This window comes from Georgenia thermotolerans, from assembly GCF_009193185.1.
GTDB classification, from domain to species: Bacteria; Actinomycetota; Actinomycetes; order Actinomycetales; family Actinomycetaceae; genus Georgenia; species Georgenia thermotolerans.
The window spans coordinates 85,801-102,953 of the sequence record NZ_VUKF01000008.1 but is presented as its reverse complement, the minus strand read 5'-3'; the positions used below and the strand labels follow the sequence as shown (position 1 = coordinate 102,953).

Annotated in this window: 14 protein-coding genes; 7 read left to right on the top strand and 7 right to left on the bottom strand. The window is 73.9% G+C overall.

The annotated features are described in order from the left end of the window. Positions 1-258: 258 nt before the first annotated feature. Both uvrB and GD970_RS05620 read right to left on the bottom strand, forming a co-directional pair. Complete coding sequence (uvrB, locus tag GD970_RS05625; RefSeq protein WP_152201798.1) at positions 259-2,355, bottom strand: excinuclease ABC subunit UvrB; 2,097 nt, start codon at positions 2,353-2,355, stop codon at positions 259-261. Between the two features lie 92 nt (positions 2,356-2,447). Continuing rightward, complete coding sequence (locus GD970_RS05620) at positions 2,448-3,011, bottom strand: MarR family winged helix-turn-helix transcriptional regulator (RefSeq protein ID WP_152201797.1); 564 nt, start codon at positions 3,009-3,011, stop codon at positions 2,448-2,450. Between the two features lie 205 nt (positions 3,012-3,216). Here GD970_RS05620 and ftsH point away from each other — a divergent pair, with 205 nt between their 5' ends. Continuing rightward, on the top strand, positions 3,217-5,337 hold the full coding sequence (gene ftsH / locus GD970_RS05615; protein ID WP_152201796.1) for an ATP-dependent zinc metalloprotease FtsH: 2,121 nt from the start codon (positions 3,217-3,219) through the stop codon (positions 5,335-5,337). A gap of 87 nt (positions 5,338-5,424) precedes the next feature. Beyond that, positions 5,425-7,254: a BCCT family transporter gene (locus tag GD970_RS05610; protein WP_152201795.1), complete on the top strand. Its 1,830-nt coding sequence runs from the start codon at positions 5,425-5,427 to the stop codon at positions 7,252-7,254. A 42-nt stretch (positions 7,255-7,296) separates the two neighbouring features. Here the strand turns inward: GD970_RS05610 and coaE are convergent, their stop codons facing one another. Both coaE and GD970_RS05600 read right to left on the bottom strand, forming a co-directional pair. Beyond that, on the bottom strand, positions 7,297-7,953 hold the full coding sequence (coaE, locus tag GD970_RS05605) for a dephospho-CoA kinase (RefSeq protein ID WP_152201794.1): 657 nt from the start codon (positions 7,951-7,953) through the stop codon (positions 7,297-7,299). Positions 7,954-8,109: 156 nt separating this feature from the next. Further along, positions 8,110-8,955 carry a siderophore-interacting protein gene (locus GD970_RS05600; protein WP_170297194.1) on the bottom strand — a complete coding sequence of 282 codons (846 nt, stop codon included), beginning with the start codon at positions 8,953-8,955 and terminating at the stop codon, positions 8,110-8,112. Between the two features lie 114 nt (positions 8,956-9,069). On the opposite strand from GD970_RS05600, the gene GD970_RS05595 reads away from it, so the two are divergent. Continuing rightward, the gene (locus GD970_RS05595; RefSeq protein ID WP_193314887.1) at positions 9,070-9,507 is read left to right on the top strand and encodes an OsmC family peroxiredoxin; all 438 of its coding nucleotides are present in this window, start codon (positions 9,070-9,072) and stop codon (positions 9,505-9,507) included. A gap of 115 nt (positions 9,508-9,622) precedes the next feature. Here the strand turns inward: GD970_RS05595 and GD970_RS05590 are convergent, their stop codons facing one another. Then, a complete protein-coding gene (locus tag GD970_RS05590) occupies positions 9,623-10,624 on the bottom strand; it encodes an asparaginase (protein WP_152201789.1) in 1,002 nt (333 codons plus the stop codon). 107 nt (positions 10,625-10,731) lie between these two features. On the opposite strand from GD970_RS05590, the gene GD970_RS05585 reads away from it, so the two are divergent. Then, the gene (locus GD970_RS05585; protein ID WP_152201787.1) at positions 10,732-11,181 is read left to right on the top strand and encodes a hypothetical protein; all 450 of its coding nucleotides are present in this window, start codon (positions 10,732-10,734) and stop codon (positions 11,179-11,181) included. A 59-nt stretch (positions 11,182-11,240) separates the two neighbouring features. Further along, on the top strand, positions 11,241-12,800 hold the full coding sequence (locus GD970_RS05580; RefSeq protein ID WP_152201842.1) for a multicopper oxidase family protein: 1,560 nt from the start codon (positions 11,241-11,243) through the stop codon (positions 12,798-12,800). A gap of 109 nt (positions 12,801-12,909) precedes the next feature. Here GD970_RS05580 and rpsA read toward each other — a convergent pair whose 3' ends face one another. Beyond that, entirely contained in the window at positions 12,910-14,385 is a 1,476-nt protein-coding gene (gene rpsA, locus GD970_RS05575) for a 30S ribosomal protein S1 (RefSeq protein ID WP_152201784.1), read from the bottom strand. A 185-nt stretch (positions 14,386-14,570) separates the two neighbouring features. Here rpsA and GD970_RS05570 point away from each other — a divergent pair, with 185 nt between their 5' ends. After that, entirely contained in the window at positions 14,571-15,392 is an 822-nt protein-coding gene (locus tag GD970_RS05570; RefSeq protein ID WP_152201782.1) for a class I SAM-dependent methyltransferase, read from the top strand. 69 nt (positions 15,393-15,461) lie between these two features. Further along, the gene (locus tag GD970_RS05565; protein ID WP_152201779.1) at positions 15,462-16,535 is read left to right on the top strand and encodes a Gfo/Idh/MocA family protein; all 1,074 of its coding nucleotides are present in this window, start codon (positions 15,462-15,464) and stop codon (positions 16,533-16,535) included. Positions 16,536-16,578: 43 nt separating this feature from the next. Here the strand turns inward: GD970_RS05565 and GD970_RS05560 are convergent, their stop codons facing one another. Further along, the gene (locus GD970_RS05560) at positions 16,579-17,145 is read right to left on the bottom strand and encodes a DUF5655 domain-containing protein (RefSeq protein ID WP_152201777.1); all 567 of its coding nucleotides are present in this window, start codon (positions 17,143-17,145) and stop codon (positions 16,579-16,581) included. Positions 17,146-17,153: the final 8 nt, after the last annotated feature.

Genomic DNA, 17,153 nt, shown 5'->3' with positions numbered 1-17,153 from the left:
GCAGCACGAGGTACCGGAGGTCTCTTCCGCCGTGCCCGCCGGATCCCCGGTCTGGGCGCGGCCGATGGCACCGAGCAGGCGCGACGCCTGCCGTGATGACGGCACCACCGTTGCGGGAATACTCCCCTCCGCCGTCCCAGGATACGTCCAGCCGCGCGGGCCGGTGCACCGGGGCACGCCGTGAGCGGACCCACCGCGGACCCGAGAGGGCTCGCCGACGGGCCGGCCCCGGTCAGGCGTTGGCCGCCGTCAGGCCGGTCAGGCGTTGGCCGCCGTCATCTGCCGGAGCTCCTTCTTGAGGTCCGCGATCTCGTCACGCAGCCGGGCGGCGAGCTCGAACTGCAGCTCCTCGGCGGCGGCGTGCATCTGGTCGGAGAGGTCCTGGATGAGCTGGGCGAGGTCGCTGGCCGCGGCGCCGGCGAGCTTCTCCCGCGTCGACGTGCCGGCCTTCTTCTTCTCCTTGCCGCTCGGCCCCTTGCCCGCCCCGCGGTAGCCGCCCTCGAGCAGCTCGGCGGTGTCGATGTCCTCGCGGGCGAGCATGTCGGTGACGTCGGCGATCTTCTTGCGCAGCGCCTGCGGCTCGACGCCGTGCTCGGTGTTGTAGGCCACCTGCTTCTCGCGCCGGCGGGTGGTCTCCTCGATCGCCTGCGCCATCGAGGGGGTGATGGTGTCGGCGTACATGTGCACCTGGCCCGAGACGTTGCGGGCGGCGCGGCCGATGGTCTGGATGAGCGAGGTGGACGACCGCAGGAAGCCCTCCTTGTCGGCGTCGAGGATGGCCACCAGGGACACCTCGGGCAGGTCCAGGCCCTCGCGCAGCAGGTTGATGCCGACCAGCACGTCGAACTGGCCCAGCCGCAGCTCCCGCAGCAGCTCGACGCGCCGCAGCGTGTCGACGTCGGAGTGCAGGTAGCGCACCCGCACGTCGCGCTCGAGCAGGTAGTCAGTCAGGTCCTCGGCCATCTTCTTGGTCAGGGTGGTGACCAGGACACGCTCGTCGCGCTCCACCCGCTCGCGGATCTCCCCGAGCAGGTCGTCGATCTGCCCCTTGGTCGGCTTGACCACGACCTCGGGGTCGACCAGCCCGGTCGGCCGGATGATCTGCTCGACGACGCCGTCGGACTGGCTCAGCTCGTAGGGACCCGGCGTGGCCGAGAGGTACACGGTCTGACCGATCCGCTCGAGGAACTCCTCCCAGCGCAGCGGCCGGTTGTCCATCGCGGAGGGCAGCCGGAAGCCGAAGTCGACGAGGGTGCGCTTGCGGGACATGTCGCCCTCGTACATGGCGCCGATCTGCGGCACGGTCACGTGCGACTCGTCGATGACGAGGAGGAAGTCCTCCGGGAAGTAGTCGAGGAGGGTGTTCGGCGCGCTGCCGGGCTCGCGGCCGTCGATGTGCCGGGAGTAGTTCTCGATGCCCGAGCACGTGCCGATCTGGCGCATCATCTCGATGTCGTAGGTGGTGCGCATGCGCAGCCGCTGGGCCTCCAGGAGCTTGTTCTGCCGCTCGAGCTCGTCCAGCCGCTCGGCGAGCTCCGCCTCGATGCCCGCGATCGCGCGCTCCATCCGATCCGGTCCCGCCACGTAGTGGGTCGCCGGGAACAGGTGCACCGCGTCCTCGGTGCGCACCACGTCCCCGGTCAGCGGGTGCAACGTGCTCAGCGAGTCGATCTCGTCACCGAAGAGCTCGATGCGGATGGCGAGCTCCTCGTACACCGGGATGATCTCGATGGTGTCGCCGCGCACCCGGAAGGTGCCGCGGGTGAACGCCATGTCGTTGCGGGTGTACTGCATCGAGACGAACTGGCGCAGCAGGTCGTCGCGGTCGACCTGCTGGCCCACGTGCAGCTGGACCATCCGGTCGACGTACTCCTGCGGCGTGCCCAGGCCGTAGATGCAGGACACGGAGGCGACGACGACGACGTCGCGGCGGGTCAGCAGCGAGTTGGTGGCGCTGTGCCGCAGCCGCTCCACCTCGTCGTTGATCGAGGAGTCCTTCTCGATGTAGGTGTCCGTCTGCGGGACGTACGCCTCCGGCTGGTAGTAGTCGTAGTAGGAGACGAAGTACTCGACGGCGTTGTTCGGCAGCAGCTCGCGGAACTCCGTGGCCAGCTGGGCGGCGAGCGTCTTGTTCGGCGCCATCACGAGGGTGGGGCGCTGCACCTGCTCGACGAGCCACGCCGTCGTGGCCGACTTGCCCGTGCCGGTGGCGCCGAGCAGCACGACGTCCTTCTCCCCCGCCTGCAGCCGCTCGGTCAGCTCGGCGATGGCGGTGGGCTGGTCGCCCGAGGGCGTGTACTCCGAGACGACCTGGAACGGGGCCACCGCACGCTGGAGGTCGGTCACTGGACGCATGAGGCAACCGTACGTCGCAGCACTGACATCGGCGCCGCCGCGTACGCCATGGGCGGACGGCGGCACCCGGCCCGCCGCGCGGGCCGCCTCGGTCAGCCGCGCCCGGTCTCCCCCGGCTCGGTCGGGCGCCGATCGGCACCGTGCCCGGCGGCCTCGTCCCCCTCGGCCTGCTCGACGGTCGCGACGAAGCGGATGAGCAGCTCGGCGAGCGCCCGCCGGTCGGCGTCGTCCCAGGACGCGAGGGACCTCGAGAGGGCCTGGCCGCCGGCCGCCCGGACACGCTCACGCACCTCCCGCCCGTGGGCGGAGAGGGTGAGGAGGGACGCCCTGCCGTCCTCCGGGTCCGGGCGCCGGTCCACGAGGCCCGCCCGCTCCAGGCGCCGCACCTGCGGGGTGACGGTCGACTTGTCGACGCCCTGCCACCCGGCGAGCGTGGTGACCCGCATGGGCCCGTGCGCGGCGAGGGCGTCGATGAGCCAGGCGTCGGTGGGCGTGAGCTCCACGCCGTCGCCGGTCCACAGGCGGGTGCGCACCGCCGAGCGGCTCGTCCAGCGCAGCAGCGCGAGGAAGGCGGAGTGGAGCTGCTCGTCGGCGTCACCGGGCCGGGGAGCCTCGTCCACCGCTGCGGGGCCGAGCAAGGTCGTGACCTTCTCCATGTTAGGGAGACTACACCAACCAATTGGCGGCGACCCTGCCAGGCCCCGGCGCCCGGCCCGAGGCCGGCGCGGCACGTGGCCGGGAAGAGCTGGGCCGGCGCGAGGGCCTGAGAAGGGTGCCGCCTAGCACCCCCAGAGCGGAGGCACGCGCTGTAGCCTGGTTGGGAAGGTCCAACCAGTGGGGGTCCGCGCCGAAGGAGTGCTCATGCCCGACCCGCAGGACTCCCGCCGGCCGCGGGACGCTCGACCCCCGCAGGACGCCCGCAGCGAGCGGGAGGGCCGCCGGCCCCCGGACTCGCGGCGCGAGGACGGCGGCGGACCGGGTGCGTCGAACAACCGCCCGTGGCGCACCGAGGGGCTGCCCGACAAGAAGCCGCCGCAGCGGCCCAGGTGGATCAAGATCCTCGTGTGGGTGGCGATCGGCTGGCTCGCGCTCTTCGCGATCGCCACCTTCCAGGACCTCAGCACCATCCGGACGACGCCGATCTCCTACACCGCGTTCACCGAGCAGGTGAACGCGGGCAACGTCAAGGAGGTCTTCGCCCGCGGCCAGACGATCCAGGGCGTGCTCAAGACGGCGGCGCCCGACCCCGCCGGCAACGGCACCTACACCGAGTTCGCCACCGAACGTCCCATCTTCGCCCAGGACGACCTGCTCGCCGAGCTGCAGAAGTCCGACACCGTCGTGCGCGCCACGCCCGTCGTCCAGCAGCGCGGCATCCTGTCCAACCTCCTCATCTCCCTGCTGCCCATCGCGCTGCTCATCGGCTTCTTCGTGTGGTTCTTCCGGCGCCAGGCCGGCCGGATGGGCGGCATGCTGGGGAAGGGCCGCAAGCCCAAGCGGGTGGAGCCGGGCGACGTGCGGGTGACCTTCGCCGACGTCGCCGGCATCGACGAGGTCAAGAGCGAGATCTCCGAGATCGTCGACTTCCTCAAGAACCCCGACAAGTACCGCCGGCTGGGCGCCCGCGTGCCCAAGGGCGTGCTGCTCGAGGGCGCCCCGGGCACCGGCAAGACCCTCCTGGCGCGTGCCACCGCCGGCGAGGCAGGGGTGCCCTTCTTCTCGGCCAGCGCCTCGGAGTTCATCGAGATGATCGTCGGCGTCGGCGCCTCCCGCGTGCGCGAGCTGTTCGAGGAGGCCCGCAAGGTGGCGCCGGCGATCATCTTCATCGACGAGATCGACACCATCGGCCGGGCACGCACCGGCGCCCGCTCGATGGGCGGCAACGACGAGCGCGAGCAGACGCTGAACCAGATCCTCACCGAGATGGACGGCTTCTCGGGCGAGGAGGGCGTCGTCGTCCTCGCCGCCACCAACCGCGCCGACGTCCTCGACCCGGCCCTGACCCGCCCGGGCCGCTTCGACCGCAAGGTCACCGTCTCCACCCCGGACCAGAAGGGCCGCCAGCAGATCCTGGCGGTGCACACGAAGAAGGTGCCCCTCGCCCCGGACGTCGACCTCGCCGTCGTGGCCCGCTCGACGCCCGGCATGACAGGCGCCGACCTGGCCAACCTCGTCAACGAGGCCGCGCTGGGGGCCGCCCGGCGCGGGGAGGAGCAGGTGCACGCCCGGGACCTCGCCGACGCGCTGGAGAAGATCCAGCTCGGCGCCGAGCGCGGCGTCGTCCTGCCGGAGGAGGAACGGCTGCGCACCGCCTACCACGAGGCCGGGCACGCCCTGCTCGGCATGCTCCAGCCCGGCGCGGACCCCGTGCGGAAGATCTCGATCATCCCCCGCGGGCGCGCGCTCGGCGTGACGCTGTCGACACCGGAGACCGACCGCTACGGCTACGACGTCGCCTACCTCAAGGGCCGCATCATCGGGGCGCTGGGCGGGATGGCCGCCGAGCAGGAGATCTTCGGCGTCGTCACGACCGGCGCGGAGTCCGACCTCCAGAGCGCCACCGGCATCGCCCGGCAGATGATCGGGCGATGGGGCATGTCCGCGAAGATCGGCCCGGTGCAGGTCTATCCCGCGGACGGGGACCCGCGCGGGGCGGGCGCCTCGGAGGGGCTGCTCGAGGCCGTCGACGACGAGGTCCGTACGCTCATCGACGAGTGCTACGCCGAGGCACGGCGCCTGCTGCGCGAGCACCGCGACCAGCTCGAGGCGATCGTCCGGGCCCTCATGGACCGCGAGACGCTCGACGAGGAGGAGGCCTACGCCGTCGCCGGCATCGAGCGCACCCCGGCCCCTCCGCTGCTGGTGGGGGCGGCGCCGGGCTCCCCGGGGCACGGCGGCACCGACGCGGTCGGCGCCACGGCCCCGGGCCGCACCTCGCGGGACGCGCGCCCCGACGGGCCGGCGGCGTCGCCCTCCCCCTGACGCGCGGCCCCCATGTGGCGGGACGCCAGTCCCGCGGCCATCCTCGAAGGGCGCACACCCGCCGCCGCGTTACGAGGAGAGCACGACATGAGCACGACCGCGTCTGGCGCCGGCCAGCAGCCGCCGGAGCCGTCCACGACCCCTCAGGCCGAGGTCGGAGGCGTTCCGGCCGGCGCGGTGGCGCTGGAGAACGTGACGCTGGAGCACCGGCCCGTGAAGACCCGGCACGGGGTCGCCCGACCGGTCTTCTACCCGGCGGCCGGGCTGGTGCTGCTCTTCGTCGTGGTGGCCGTGGCGTTCCCCCAGTGGCTCGGCTCGGTCATCGCCGCCGCCAACGACGTCGTCGTCAACTCGCTGGGCTGGTACTACGTCCTCATCGTCACCGGGTTCGTCATCTTCGCCATCTTCCTGGCGCTCTCCCGCCTGGGCGACATCAAGCTGGGCCGCGACGAGGAACCGCCGCAGTACCGCCTCTTCAGCTGGTTCGCCATGCTCTTCGCCGCCGGCATGGGCATCGGGCTGGTGTTCTGGGGCGTGGCGGAGCCGCTCAACCACTACGCGAGCCCGCCGCCGCGGGCGCAGGGTTCCCCCGACGTCCTCGCCCAGGGGGCGATGACCTACACCTTCCTGCACTGGGGGCTGCACGCGTGGGCCATCTACATCGTGGTGGGGCTCTCGGTCGCCTACGTCGTCCACCGCCGGCGTCGGCCCGTGTCGCTGCGCTGGGCGCTCGAGCCCGTGCTGGGCACCCGCCGGGTCCAGGGCGGGTGGGGCCACCTGGTCGACGTCGTCGCCGTCGTGGGAACGATGTTCGGCGTGGCCACCTCCCTGGGCTTCGGCGTCGCGCAGGTGGGCGCCGGCCTCGACTTCCTCGGCATCCTCACGCTCTCGCGCACGACGCTCGTCGTCCTCATCATCGTCATCGCCGGCTTGGCGGCGATCTCCGTCGCCACCGGTCTCGACGCCGGCATCAAGTGGCTCTCGAACATCAACCTCGTGCTCGCGGGCCTGCTCATGCTCCTGGTGCTCTCCTTCGGCCCGACGCTCTTCGTCCTGCGCGAGGCCGTCCAGTCGATCGGCTCCTACCTGGGCAGCCTCGTCCGGCTGTCCTTTGCGACGCTGCCCTATCAGGGCGTGCAGGGCGAGAGCTGGCTGGCGAGCTGGACGACGTACTACTGGGGCTGGTGGATGAGCTGGTCGCCCTTCGTCGGCATCTTCATCGCGCGCATCTCCCGGGGCCGGACGGTGCGCGAGTTCATCATCGGCGTGCTCCTCGTGCCCACGCTGGTGACCTTCACCTGGTTCTCGGTCCTGGGCGGCACCGCGCTGTACCGCGAGCTCTTCGGCGCCGGCGGCCTGATCGCCCCCGACGGCACGGTGAACAACGACACCGCCTTGTTCCAGATGCTCGCCGGGCTCCCCGGCGGGCCGGTGCTCTCCGGCCTGGCCATCCTGCTGATCGTCATCTTCTTCGTCACGAGCTCGGACTCCGGGTCCTACGTCGTGTCGATGCTCTCCGCCGGCGGCAACCCCAACCCCGAGCTGTGGACCCGGCTGAGCTGGGCGGCCCTGTCCGGCGCCATCGCCGCCGTCCTCCTCGGCACAGGGGGCACCGCGGGCGGCCTCGCCTCCTTGCAGACGATGGCGATCCTGGTCGCCGCGCCCTTCAGCGTCGTCATGATCTTCATGTGCGTGGGCCTGTTCCGCTCCCTGCAGGCGGACCACGAGCGGTCCGAGGAGATCCGCCGCTCGATGGTGCGCGAGCGCCTGGTCACCGCCGTGGTCGGCGAGCTGGGCGGCGCCGACACGCCGCCGAACTGGCCCATCGAGTCCGCCACGACGGCCCGGCAGCTGCGCGAACGGCTGATCCGTCGCCCCGGCTCGCCCGGGCGGCGCCCCGGGCCGCCCAGGGAATGACCGCGGGGCCGTCCGGAGAGTGACCGCCGCCGCGGCGCCGCCTCAGGACCGGGCGGCACCCCGCGGGGCCCGTGGCCCGCTCGACCCGCCCGTCCGCCGTCGATCGTGCGCGGGCACGATCCGCTCCCGCCACACCGCGTCCACCGCGGCGAGCAGGTCCTCGACCGTGCCGGAGTTGTCCAGCCACACATCCGCGACGGCGCGCCGCTCGGCGTCCGTGGCCTGGGCCCGGATGCGGGCGCGCGCGTCCTCGGGGGTCATGCCGCGGTCGCGCACCAGCCGCTCGAGCCGGACCTCCTCCCTCGCCCCCACCACCACGACGAGGTCGTAGGCGTCGGCCAGGCGGTTCTCGACGATGAGCGGGACGTCGTGGACGACGATCGCGTCGGGCGGCGCGGCGGCCTCCCGGCGGGCGGTCTCGGCCTTGATGAGCGGGTGGGTGATCTCGCCGAGGCGGCGCAGCGCCTCGGGGTCGGCGAAGACGCGCCGGCCCAGGGCGGGCCGGTCGAGGGACCCGTCCGCCGCGAGGACGTCGGCGCCGAAGGCGTCGACGACGGCGGCCAGGCCGGGGGTGCCCGGCGCGACGACGTCACGGGCGATCCGGTCGGCGTCGATGACGACGGCGCCCAGGCGCGCCAGCTCGGCCGAGACCGTGCTCTTGCCCGAGCCGATCCCGCCGGTGAGCCCGATAGTCAGCACGCCGCCGACCCTATCGCCGGCGTGACGGCATGGACCGCTCACGACAGCTCCAACTGGGGCGTTCGGTGAGAACTGGCGCGCCCGGTGGCAAATGGCGCGCTCAGCGGGCACGGGCGCCGTCAGCTGATCACGTGGCGAAGCAGGGGCAGCCGGCCCTCAGTCGACGTCCTCGGGATCGACCGGGGCGTGGTGGTCGAGGGCGACGACGCCGCGGCGCCAGTACCCGTCCACCTTGACGTTCCCCCGGGCGAAGGCCGAGTCGTGGCGCAGCCAGCGGCGCACGGCCACCAGCGACCCCGCCTCCCCGGCGAACCAGGCATAGCCGGTGCCGGCGCGGGCCGGGACGGCCCGCACGGCGTCGGCGAGGAGCGTCGTCGTGCCCGGGGCCGCGTCGCCGCGGTAGCGCACGTGCAGGGCGTGCTCGGGCCGGGCGACCGCGGCCAGGTACTCCGCGTCCGCCGGGTCGGACAGCTCGACGAGCACGTCCACGGGCAGCCCGGCGGGCGCCCGCTCGAGCCAGCGGGCCAGGGCGGGCAGCGCCGTCTCGTCCCCGCCGAGGAGCAGGTGGTCGGCCGCCGGCAGCAGCTGGGAGCTGCGCGGGCCGGCGATGGCCACCGGGTCGCCCGGCACCGCGCGTTCCGCCCACGCCGACACCGGGCCCGGGTGGGCGTGGAGGACGACGTCGATGTCGAGGCCCCCGTCGTGCAGGGCGCGCGGGGTGTAGTCGCGCACCGTGGGCGCGACGTCGGGGCGCTCCATCGCCTCGCCGACGACGCGCGGGGCGTGCAGCTCGCCGGTGGCCGGGTCGGGGACGAAGAGCTTGACGTGGTCGGCGGGCCCGTCGGCGGTGAAGCCGGTGAGATCCTCCCCGCCGAGGGTCAGCCGCAGCATGCGGGCGCTGAGCTGACGGCGGCGGAGCACCGTGAGGTGGCGGACGGCGAGGGGGTGGCGCACCCGCTCCCGGCGCAGGGCGGGCGCGGTGGCGGCGAGATCGTCGGTCACACCCCGACCATAACCCGGCATCCCGGACACCCAGCGGTTGCGCGTCGGGCGGCCGGGCAGGGCAGGATGGGCCCGCCGGTGCCCGGAGGGTCCGGGCGCCCGAAGGAGGAGACCATGCCGACACCGATCGTGAGCAAGGGCAGCACCACCTGGAACGGCGACCTGTTCTCCGGCAAGGGGCGCACGTCGCTGGACACCTCAGGCCTCGCCAGCTTCGACGTCAACTGGAAGGCCCGTGCCGAGGAGGCCGGCGGCACCACCTCCCCCGAGGAGCTCATCGCCGCGGCGCACGCCACCTGCTTCTCGATGGCCCTGTCCAACGAGCTCGCCCAGAACGACACCGCCCCGAACGAGCTGCGCACCCGCGCCGAGGTGACGTTCGTGGCAGGCGAGGGCATCAAGGGCATCCACCTCACGGTCGACGCCGACGTCCCGGGCATCTCCCCGGAGGACTTCCAGCGCATCGCGGACGCGGCCAAGGTCGGCTGCCCCGTCAGCCAGGCGCTCAAGGGCACCGAGATCACCCTGACCGCCAAGCTGGCCTCCGCCTGAGCGCCGGCGAGGCCCGCCGCCCGAGGCGGCGGGCCTCAGCGGGCCCGGCCGGTTCCCGCGGGCAGCTGCCAGCACGCCGGGCCTTCCCGCGTTCTCGCGCCGGCCGCTCCGGCGGTCAGTCCCCCGGCAGGCCCGCGCGCCGGGCGACCTCCCGCCGCACCGTCGCGGCGTCCGCGCCGCCGGCGAGCAGCGCCCACAGCAGCAGCCGGGCCTTGCGCGCGGTGAGCGAGCCGGCGAGCTGGGCGCCGCGGCGCGCGAGGTCGGTCTCCGAGCCGAGGTAGCCGTAGGTGCGGGTCGCCGTCGGGCCGCTGCCGGTCCGCGAGGCGACGAGCACCGGCATCCGCTCGACGGCGCACGAGACCGCCTCGGCGGCCGCCGGGGAGACGTGCCCGGCCCCGGCCCCGGCGACGACGACGCCGTCGAACCCGCCGCCGGCGACGAGCCGCAGCAGGCCGCCGTCGTCGCCCAGGGCGAACTCCAGCAGCGCCACCTGCGCCGCGCCCGCCGGGTCGGGCAGCGGGGCGTCCCGCCGCGCCGGGCGCAGGATCAGGACCAGCCTCCCCTCCACCACCCGGCCGACCGGCCCGGCCCCCGGCGAGGCGAACGCGCCGACGCCCGCGGTGCGGGTCTTGGTCGCCCACCGCGCCAGGTGCACCTCGTCGTCGAGCACGACGACGGCGCCGAGGTCGCGGGCGGCGGGCGCGGCGGCGACGACCACGGCCGCGTAGAGGTTCGCCGGACCGTCCGGGCCGGGGCTGCGCGGCGGGCGCATCGCGCCGGTGAGCACGAGCGGGGCGGGGCGGTCCCAGAGCAGGTCGAGCAGGAAGGCCGACTCCTCGAGGGTGTCGGTGCCGTGCGTGAGCACGACCCCGGCCGCGCCGCTGTCGACCTGGGCGCGGGCCCAGGCCAGGGCGTCGAGGACGTCGGCGGTGGTGAGCGCCGGCGAGGGCAGGTTGCGCAGCGACGTCGCCGTCACGTGCGCGACCGCGTCGAGCCCGCGCACCGCCCGGACCAGCTGCGCGGCGCTCAGCTCGGGCGCAACCGGCTCGCCGGGGTGGGCGGGGGTCATGGCGATGGTGCCACCGAGCGCGCCCACGGCGACGGTCGGCAGAGTCATCGGGCCACGGTATCCCAGGCATCGGGGATGTTCCGGGCGGGCCCGTCGGCATAGTGTCGCGCCACCAGCGCTCGGCCCGCGGGCGCCGGGGCCCTTCGGAGGTCCTCATGCGTTCCGTGTTCCGCGTCCTGGCCTCGCTCGTCGCGCTCGGGGTCCTCGTCCAGGCCGCCGCCATCGCCTTCGGCGTCTTCCGCATGATCAACGACGTCGATGGCGGTGCCGTCATCGACTCCACCTACGACAGCTCGGCCAACCCCGGCCTGGCGACCCACTCCATGGGGGCGATGGTGGTCGCCGGGCTCGCCATCCTGCTGCTCCTCGCGTCCTTCTTCGTCCGGTTCCCGGGCGCGAAGACGTGGGCGGTGTGGACCTTCGTCGCGGTGCTGGCGCAGTGGGCCTTCGGGCTCCTCGCCTTCGGCGCGCCCGTCGTGGGGCTGCTGCACGGGGCGAACGCGCTGGCGATCTTCTTGCTCGCGCTGCTGGCCGCACGGGCGGCCGGGCGGGCGGCCCAGGCGCTGCCGACCGCGGCACGCCGGCCGGCGACCGCGGACGCCTGATCCGCCGTGGAGGTCGCGCAGGCCGTCCCGGTGCGGGTGACGGCGCCCGCCCCGGCGTGATGCGCACGGGCCGGCGCCGGCGGAGCCTGCTCCTGCGGCCGACGACGTGGGGCGTCCTGCTCCTGGCGCTGGCTCTCGGGGTGCTCGGCGCCGGCTGGTGGGTCTCGCTGCTGCCGCGGACGTACTCCGTGATGGACATGGGGTATCCCGACTACGGCGGCGGCTCCGCCGTCGGGCATGCGCCCGCGGGATCCCCGGCCGCCCACCACGGCCAGGCGGCCCCGGCGGCCGCGACCACCGCCGGAGGCGCGGGGGCCGTGGCCGTCACCGACCTGACCGGGCCGCGCGACGGCGTCCCCGACGTCTCGGTGACACTCACCGCCCGCCAGGAGCGCTTCACCCTCGCCTCGGGCGAGGAGGTGGACGGCTTCACGGTCAACGGCGCCTCTCCCGGCCCCACCATCGAGGCGGTGCAGGGGGACCTGGTGGAGGTGACGCTCGTCAACGAGTCGGTGCGCGACGGCGCGGCGCTGCACTGGCACGGGATCGCCGTGCCGAACGCCGAGGACGGCGTGGCGGGCGTGACGCAGGACGCCGTACCGGTCCACGCCAGCCATACCTACAGGTTCGTCGCGCGGGACGCCGGGACCTACTGGTACCACTCGCACCAGGTCTCGCACGAGCAGGTCGTCGGGGGGCTCTTCGGGGCGGTGGTCGTGCATCCGGACGGGGCGGCGCGCGCCGCCGGAAACCCGGCCCCCGCCGACCTGGTCCTGCCCGTGCACACCTACGACGGCATCCGCACCCTCGACGGACGTTCGGGTCCCACCCACGTGCCCGTGCCGGCCGGCACGCAGCTGCGGCTGCGCGTGCTCAACACCGACAGCGCCAACCTGCGCGCGTGGCTCACCGGCGCCGACTTCCGGGTGCTCGCCGTCGACGGCCGCGAGATCAACGCCCCGCCACCGGTCCACGGCGAGGCGGTGCACGTGCCCGGCGGCGGCCGCGTCGACCTCGGCGTCGACGTGCCGGCCGCGGGCCTCGTCCTCCACGTGGGCGGCCGGCCGACCCTCAGCGTGGGCCCCGGCGAGCAGCCGGCAACGGAGCCCGGCGCGGTCCCCCACCGGGAGGTGGACCTGCTCACCTACGGCGAGCCCGCGCCGCTGCCGTTCGACGTCACGGCCCCCGCCCGGCACTTCGAGTACGCGGTGGGCCGGCGCGTCGGGTTCGTCGACGGCCGGCCCGGCCTGTGGTGGACCATCAACGGGCGCCTCTACCCGGACGTGCCCATGTTCATGGTGGAGGAGGGCGACGTGGTCGTCATGACGCTGCGGAACTCCTCCGGCACCGTCCATCCCATGCACCTGCACGGCCACCACGTCGTCGTGCTGAGCCGCAACGGCGAGCGCGCGACGGGCAGTCCCTGGTGGGCGGACACCCTCGACGTCGCCTCCGGGGACAGCTACGAGGTGGCGTTCGTCGCCGACAATCCGGGCATCTGGCTCGACCACTGCCACAACCTCCAGCACGCGGCCGACGGCATGGTGGCCCACCTGGCCTACGCGGGGGTCAGCACGCCGTACGTCATCGGCGGCGACGCGGCGAACCACCCGGAGTGACCCCCGCGCCGGTGGCGGCGCACCGGCGCCCGACACGCGGCGAGGCCCGCCGCCCCGGGAAGGGGCGACGGGCCTCGTCGTGCTCAGCGGGGATCCCCCGCCGGCCGGCTCAGTGGCCGGTGAGCTTCTCGCGCAGGGCGGCCAGGGCCTCGTCGGAGGCCAGGGTGCCGTGCGCCTCGGCCGGGGCCGAGGTGTAGGAGGTCGGACCAGCCGTGCCGGCACCCGGGGTGCCCGCCTCGGCGGCCTCGGCGTCGGCCTCGATGGCCGCCGCGACCTGCTTCTTGTGGGCCTCCCAGCGGGCGTGCGCCTGGGCGTACTCGTTCTCCCAGGCCTCGCGCTGGGCGTCGTAGCCCTCGAGCCACTCGTTGGTCTCCGGGTCGAAGCCCTCGGGGTACTTGTAGTTGCCCTGCTCGTCGTACTCCGCGGCCATGCCGTACAGCGACGGGTCGAAGTCCTCGCTGTTGGGGTCGACGCCCTCGTTGGCCTGCTTGAGGGACAGGGAGATGCGGCGACGGTCGAGGTCGATGTCGATGACCTTGACGAACACCTCGTCGCCGACCTTGACGACCTGCTCGGGCACCTCGACGTGGCGCTGGGCCAGCTCGGAGATGTGCACCAGGCCCTCGATGCCGTCCTCGACGCGCACGAACGCACCGAAGGGGACCAGCTTGGTGACCTTGCCCGGCACGACCTGGCCGATGGCGTGGGTGCGGGCGAAGGCCTGCCACGGGTCTTCCTGGGTGGCCTTGAGGGACAGCGACACGCGCTCGCGGTCCATGTCCACGTCGAGCACCTCGACGGTGACCTCCTGGCCGACCTCGACGACCTCGTTCGGGTGGTCGATGTGCTTCCAGGACAGCTCGGAGACGTGCACGAGGCCGTCCACGCCGCCCAGGTCCACGAACGCACCGAAGTTGACGATCGAGGAGACCACGCCGTGGCGGACCTGGCCCTTCTGCAGGGTCTGCAGGAAGTGGCTGCGCACCTCGGACTGGGTCTGCTCGAGCCAGGCGCGGCGGGAGAGCACGACGTTGTTGCGGTTCTTGTCCAGCTCGATGATCTTCGCCTCGAGCTCGCGGCCCACGTAGGGCTGGAGGTCGCGCACGCGCCGCATCTCGACCAGGGAGGCCGGGAGGAACCCGCGGAGGCCGATGTCGAGGATCAGGCCGCCCTTGACGACCTCGATGACGGTGCCGGTGACGACGCCGTCCTCCTCCTTGATCTTCTCGATGGTGCTCCAGGCGCGCTCGTACTGGGCGCGCTTCTTGGAGAGGAGGAGCCGGCCCTCCTTGTCCTCCTTCTGGAGGACGAGCGCCTCGATGTGGTCGCCGACCGAGACGACCTCGTCGGGGTTCACGTCGTGCTTGATGGAGAGCTCGCGCGAGAGGATGACGCCCTCGGTCTTGTAACCGATGTCGAGGAGGACCTCGTCCCGGTCGACCTTGACGATGGTGCCCTCGACGATGTCCCCGTCGTTGAAGTACTTGATGGTCTCGTCAACGGCGGCGAGGAAGTCCTCGGCCGAGCCGATGTCGTTGACGGCAACCTGGGGGGACGTCGGCTGCGTGGGCGTAGTGGTGGTCATTGAGGAATGGACTCCGATGCGGACAGGAAGTAGTGCGGACAGGGATGGTCGTGCTTCAGTGCAGCAGCCGTGAAAGCATACGTGCGCCGAGGACGATCCTACCGAGCGGTTTCGCAGCCGGGCAACCGTCCCTCCCCCGCCGGGACGCGCGCTGCGTCACAGCGGGCGTGTCGCAGACTGGTCCCATGAGCGACGCCGACGGCCCCATCCTCAGCGCCGGCTACCACGCCGTCGACGGCGCCGCGGCGGCCCGCGCCAACGCCGACTGGTGGAGCGCCGCGTCCGCCGAGTACCTCGAGGAGCACGGCGCGTTCCTGGGGGACGCGGACTTCTGCTGGTGCCCGGAGGGGCTGCGCGAGGGCGACGCCCACCTGCTCGGCCCGCTCGAGCGGCTGCGCGAGCTGCGGGTGCTGGAGGTGGGCTGCGGGGCGGCGCAGTGCGCGCGGTGGCTGCGCGCCCGCGGGGTGGACGTGGTGGCCACCGACGTCGCCGCCGGGATGCTCCGGCGCGCCGCCGAGCTCGACGCCCTGACGGGGGTGGCCGTGCCGACGGTCCAGGCCGACGCCCGCGCCCTGCCCTTCCCCGACGCCGCGTTCGACGTCGCCTTCACCGCCTTCGGCGCGATCCCCTTCGTCCCGGACGCCGCCCGCGTGCACGCCGAGGTCGCCCGGGTGCTGCGCCCGGGCGGGCGGTGGGTGTGGGCGGTGACCCACCCGGTGCGCTGGGCCTTCCCCGACGACCCCACGGCGCGGGGCCTGACGGCCAACCGGTCCTACTTCGACCGCACGCCCTACGTGGAGACCGGCGCCGACGGGGCGCCGCTGTACGCCGAGTACCACCGCACGCTCGGCGACCACGTGCGCGACCTGGTCGCCGCCGGGTTCGTGCTCGACGACCTGCTCGAGCCCGAGTGGCCCACCGGCAACACGAACGTCTGGGGCGGGTGGGGGCCCGAGCGCGGCGCCGTCCTGCCGGGCACGGCGATCTTCGTGGCCCACCGCGCCTGACGGCCCGATCTCGGCCGTGCGGGCCCGTCGGTGCCCAGGTCGTCACGCCCAAGGTGGCACGATCGGCTCATGAGTCCCCTCGGTTTCGCCCTCGTGGGCGCCGGCGCCATCGGCCGCGTCTTCGCCGATGCCCTCGCCCAGGTCGACGGCGCCGAGCTGCGCCTCGTCGTCGCCCGTTCGCAGGCCTCGGCCCGGCCGCTGGCCGAGGCCCACGCGGCACGGTGGAGCACCGACACCGCCGGCTACCTCGAGGCGGCCGACGATGTCGACGTCGTCATCGTGGCGACGCCGTCGGGCACGCACGCCGACCTCGCCGTGCCGGCGCTCGAGGCGGGCAGGCACGTGCTCGTCGAGAAGCCCCTCGACGTCAGCCTCGCCGCGGCGGACCGCATCATCGACGCCGAGCGCCGCACGGGCAACGTCGTCGCCGTCGTCTCCCAGCACCGCTTCGACCGCTCCAGCGAGAAGCTGGTGGCCGCGGTGCGTGACGGCGGGCTGGGCCGGCTGACCTCGGCGACCGCCTCGTGCGCGTGGTGGCGCGGGCAGTCCTACTACGACTCCGGCGCCTGGCGCGGGACCTGGGCGCTCGACGGCGGCGGGGCGACGATGAACCAGGCGGTGCACATCATCGACCTGCTGCTGGCGGTGATGGGGCCGCCCGCGGAGGTCTTCGCGTTCACCGGCACGCTGGCGCACGAGCGCATCGAGGTCGAGGACACCGCCGTGGCGGCGCTGCGCTTCGCCTCCGGCGCGCTGGGCACGATCCACGCGACGACCGCCGCCTATCCCGGCGTCGAGGCCGCGCTCCGGGTCTTCGGCGACGCCGGATCGGCCGCGATCGTCGACGACGAGCTGGCCTTCTGGCACACGACCTCCGGGCCTCGCCCGGAGGTGGGCATGGCGGAGTCGGGGGCCACGGCGAACCAGGTGACCGCCGCGGACCGGCTCGCGGCGGACGAGCGGGGCCTCGGCACCTCCCACCAGCGTCAGCTCGCCGACCTCGTGCGCGTGATCCGCGCCCGCCAGGCCGGGGACACCACCGCGCGGCCACGGGTCGGCACCCCCGAGGGCCGGCTGACGCTGGCCACCGTCCTGGCGATGTACGAGTCGGCGCGCACCGGGCGGCCGGTTCGGCAGGCCTGACGGCAGGGCGTCCCGGTCCGGTCTGCCGGCCACCCGGGAGCGGTCAGAGGTTCTCGGCGTAGGCCCGGCGCACCAAATCCGCGACCTCGTCGTCGACGTCCTCGACGGATCCGAGCGGCACCCGCACCCGGATCGCCGCATTGCCGACGCTGGGCGCCGTGGCGAGCCGGCCGCCGGGCGGGTCGTCCAGGCGCAGGCCGAGGTCCACCCGGGCCCGGGTGGACGGCTGGACCGCGGCGAACGTGCGCCGCGGCCCGACGAAGGAGACGTACCCCTTGCGGGCCTGCACATGGGTGCCCGCGAGCCCGAGCGCGAGCAGCTCGACGGCGTCGTACACCGGGCGCAGGTGCGTGCGGTCGGCGTACTGGGCGTCGATGAGCTCCTCGCCGGTGCGGGTGAAGAAGTCCGGGTACCCGAAGCGCTCGAACACGAGCAGCATCTGGGCGTACCCGGTGACCCCCTGCTCGTCGAGGAAGGCGCGCAGCGCCGGCTCGTCGGTGATCCCGGCGGCGTCGATGCGCCGGTTCCACTCGGCGACGTCCGCCCCGCTGCGCGCGACGAGCCCCGCCATCCACTCCTTCATCTCCGCCCAGGAGCGCGCCCGTGCCATCCGCCGCG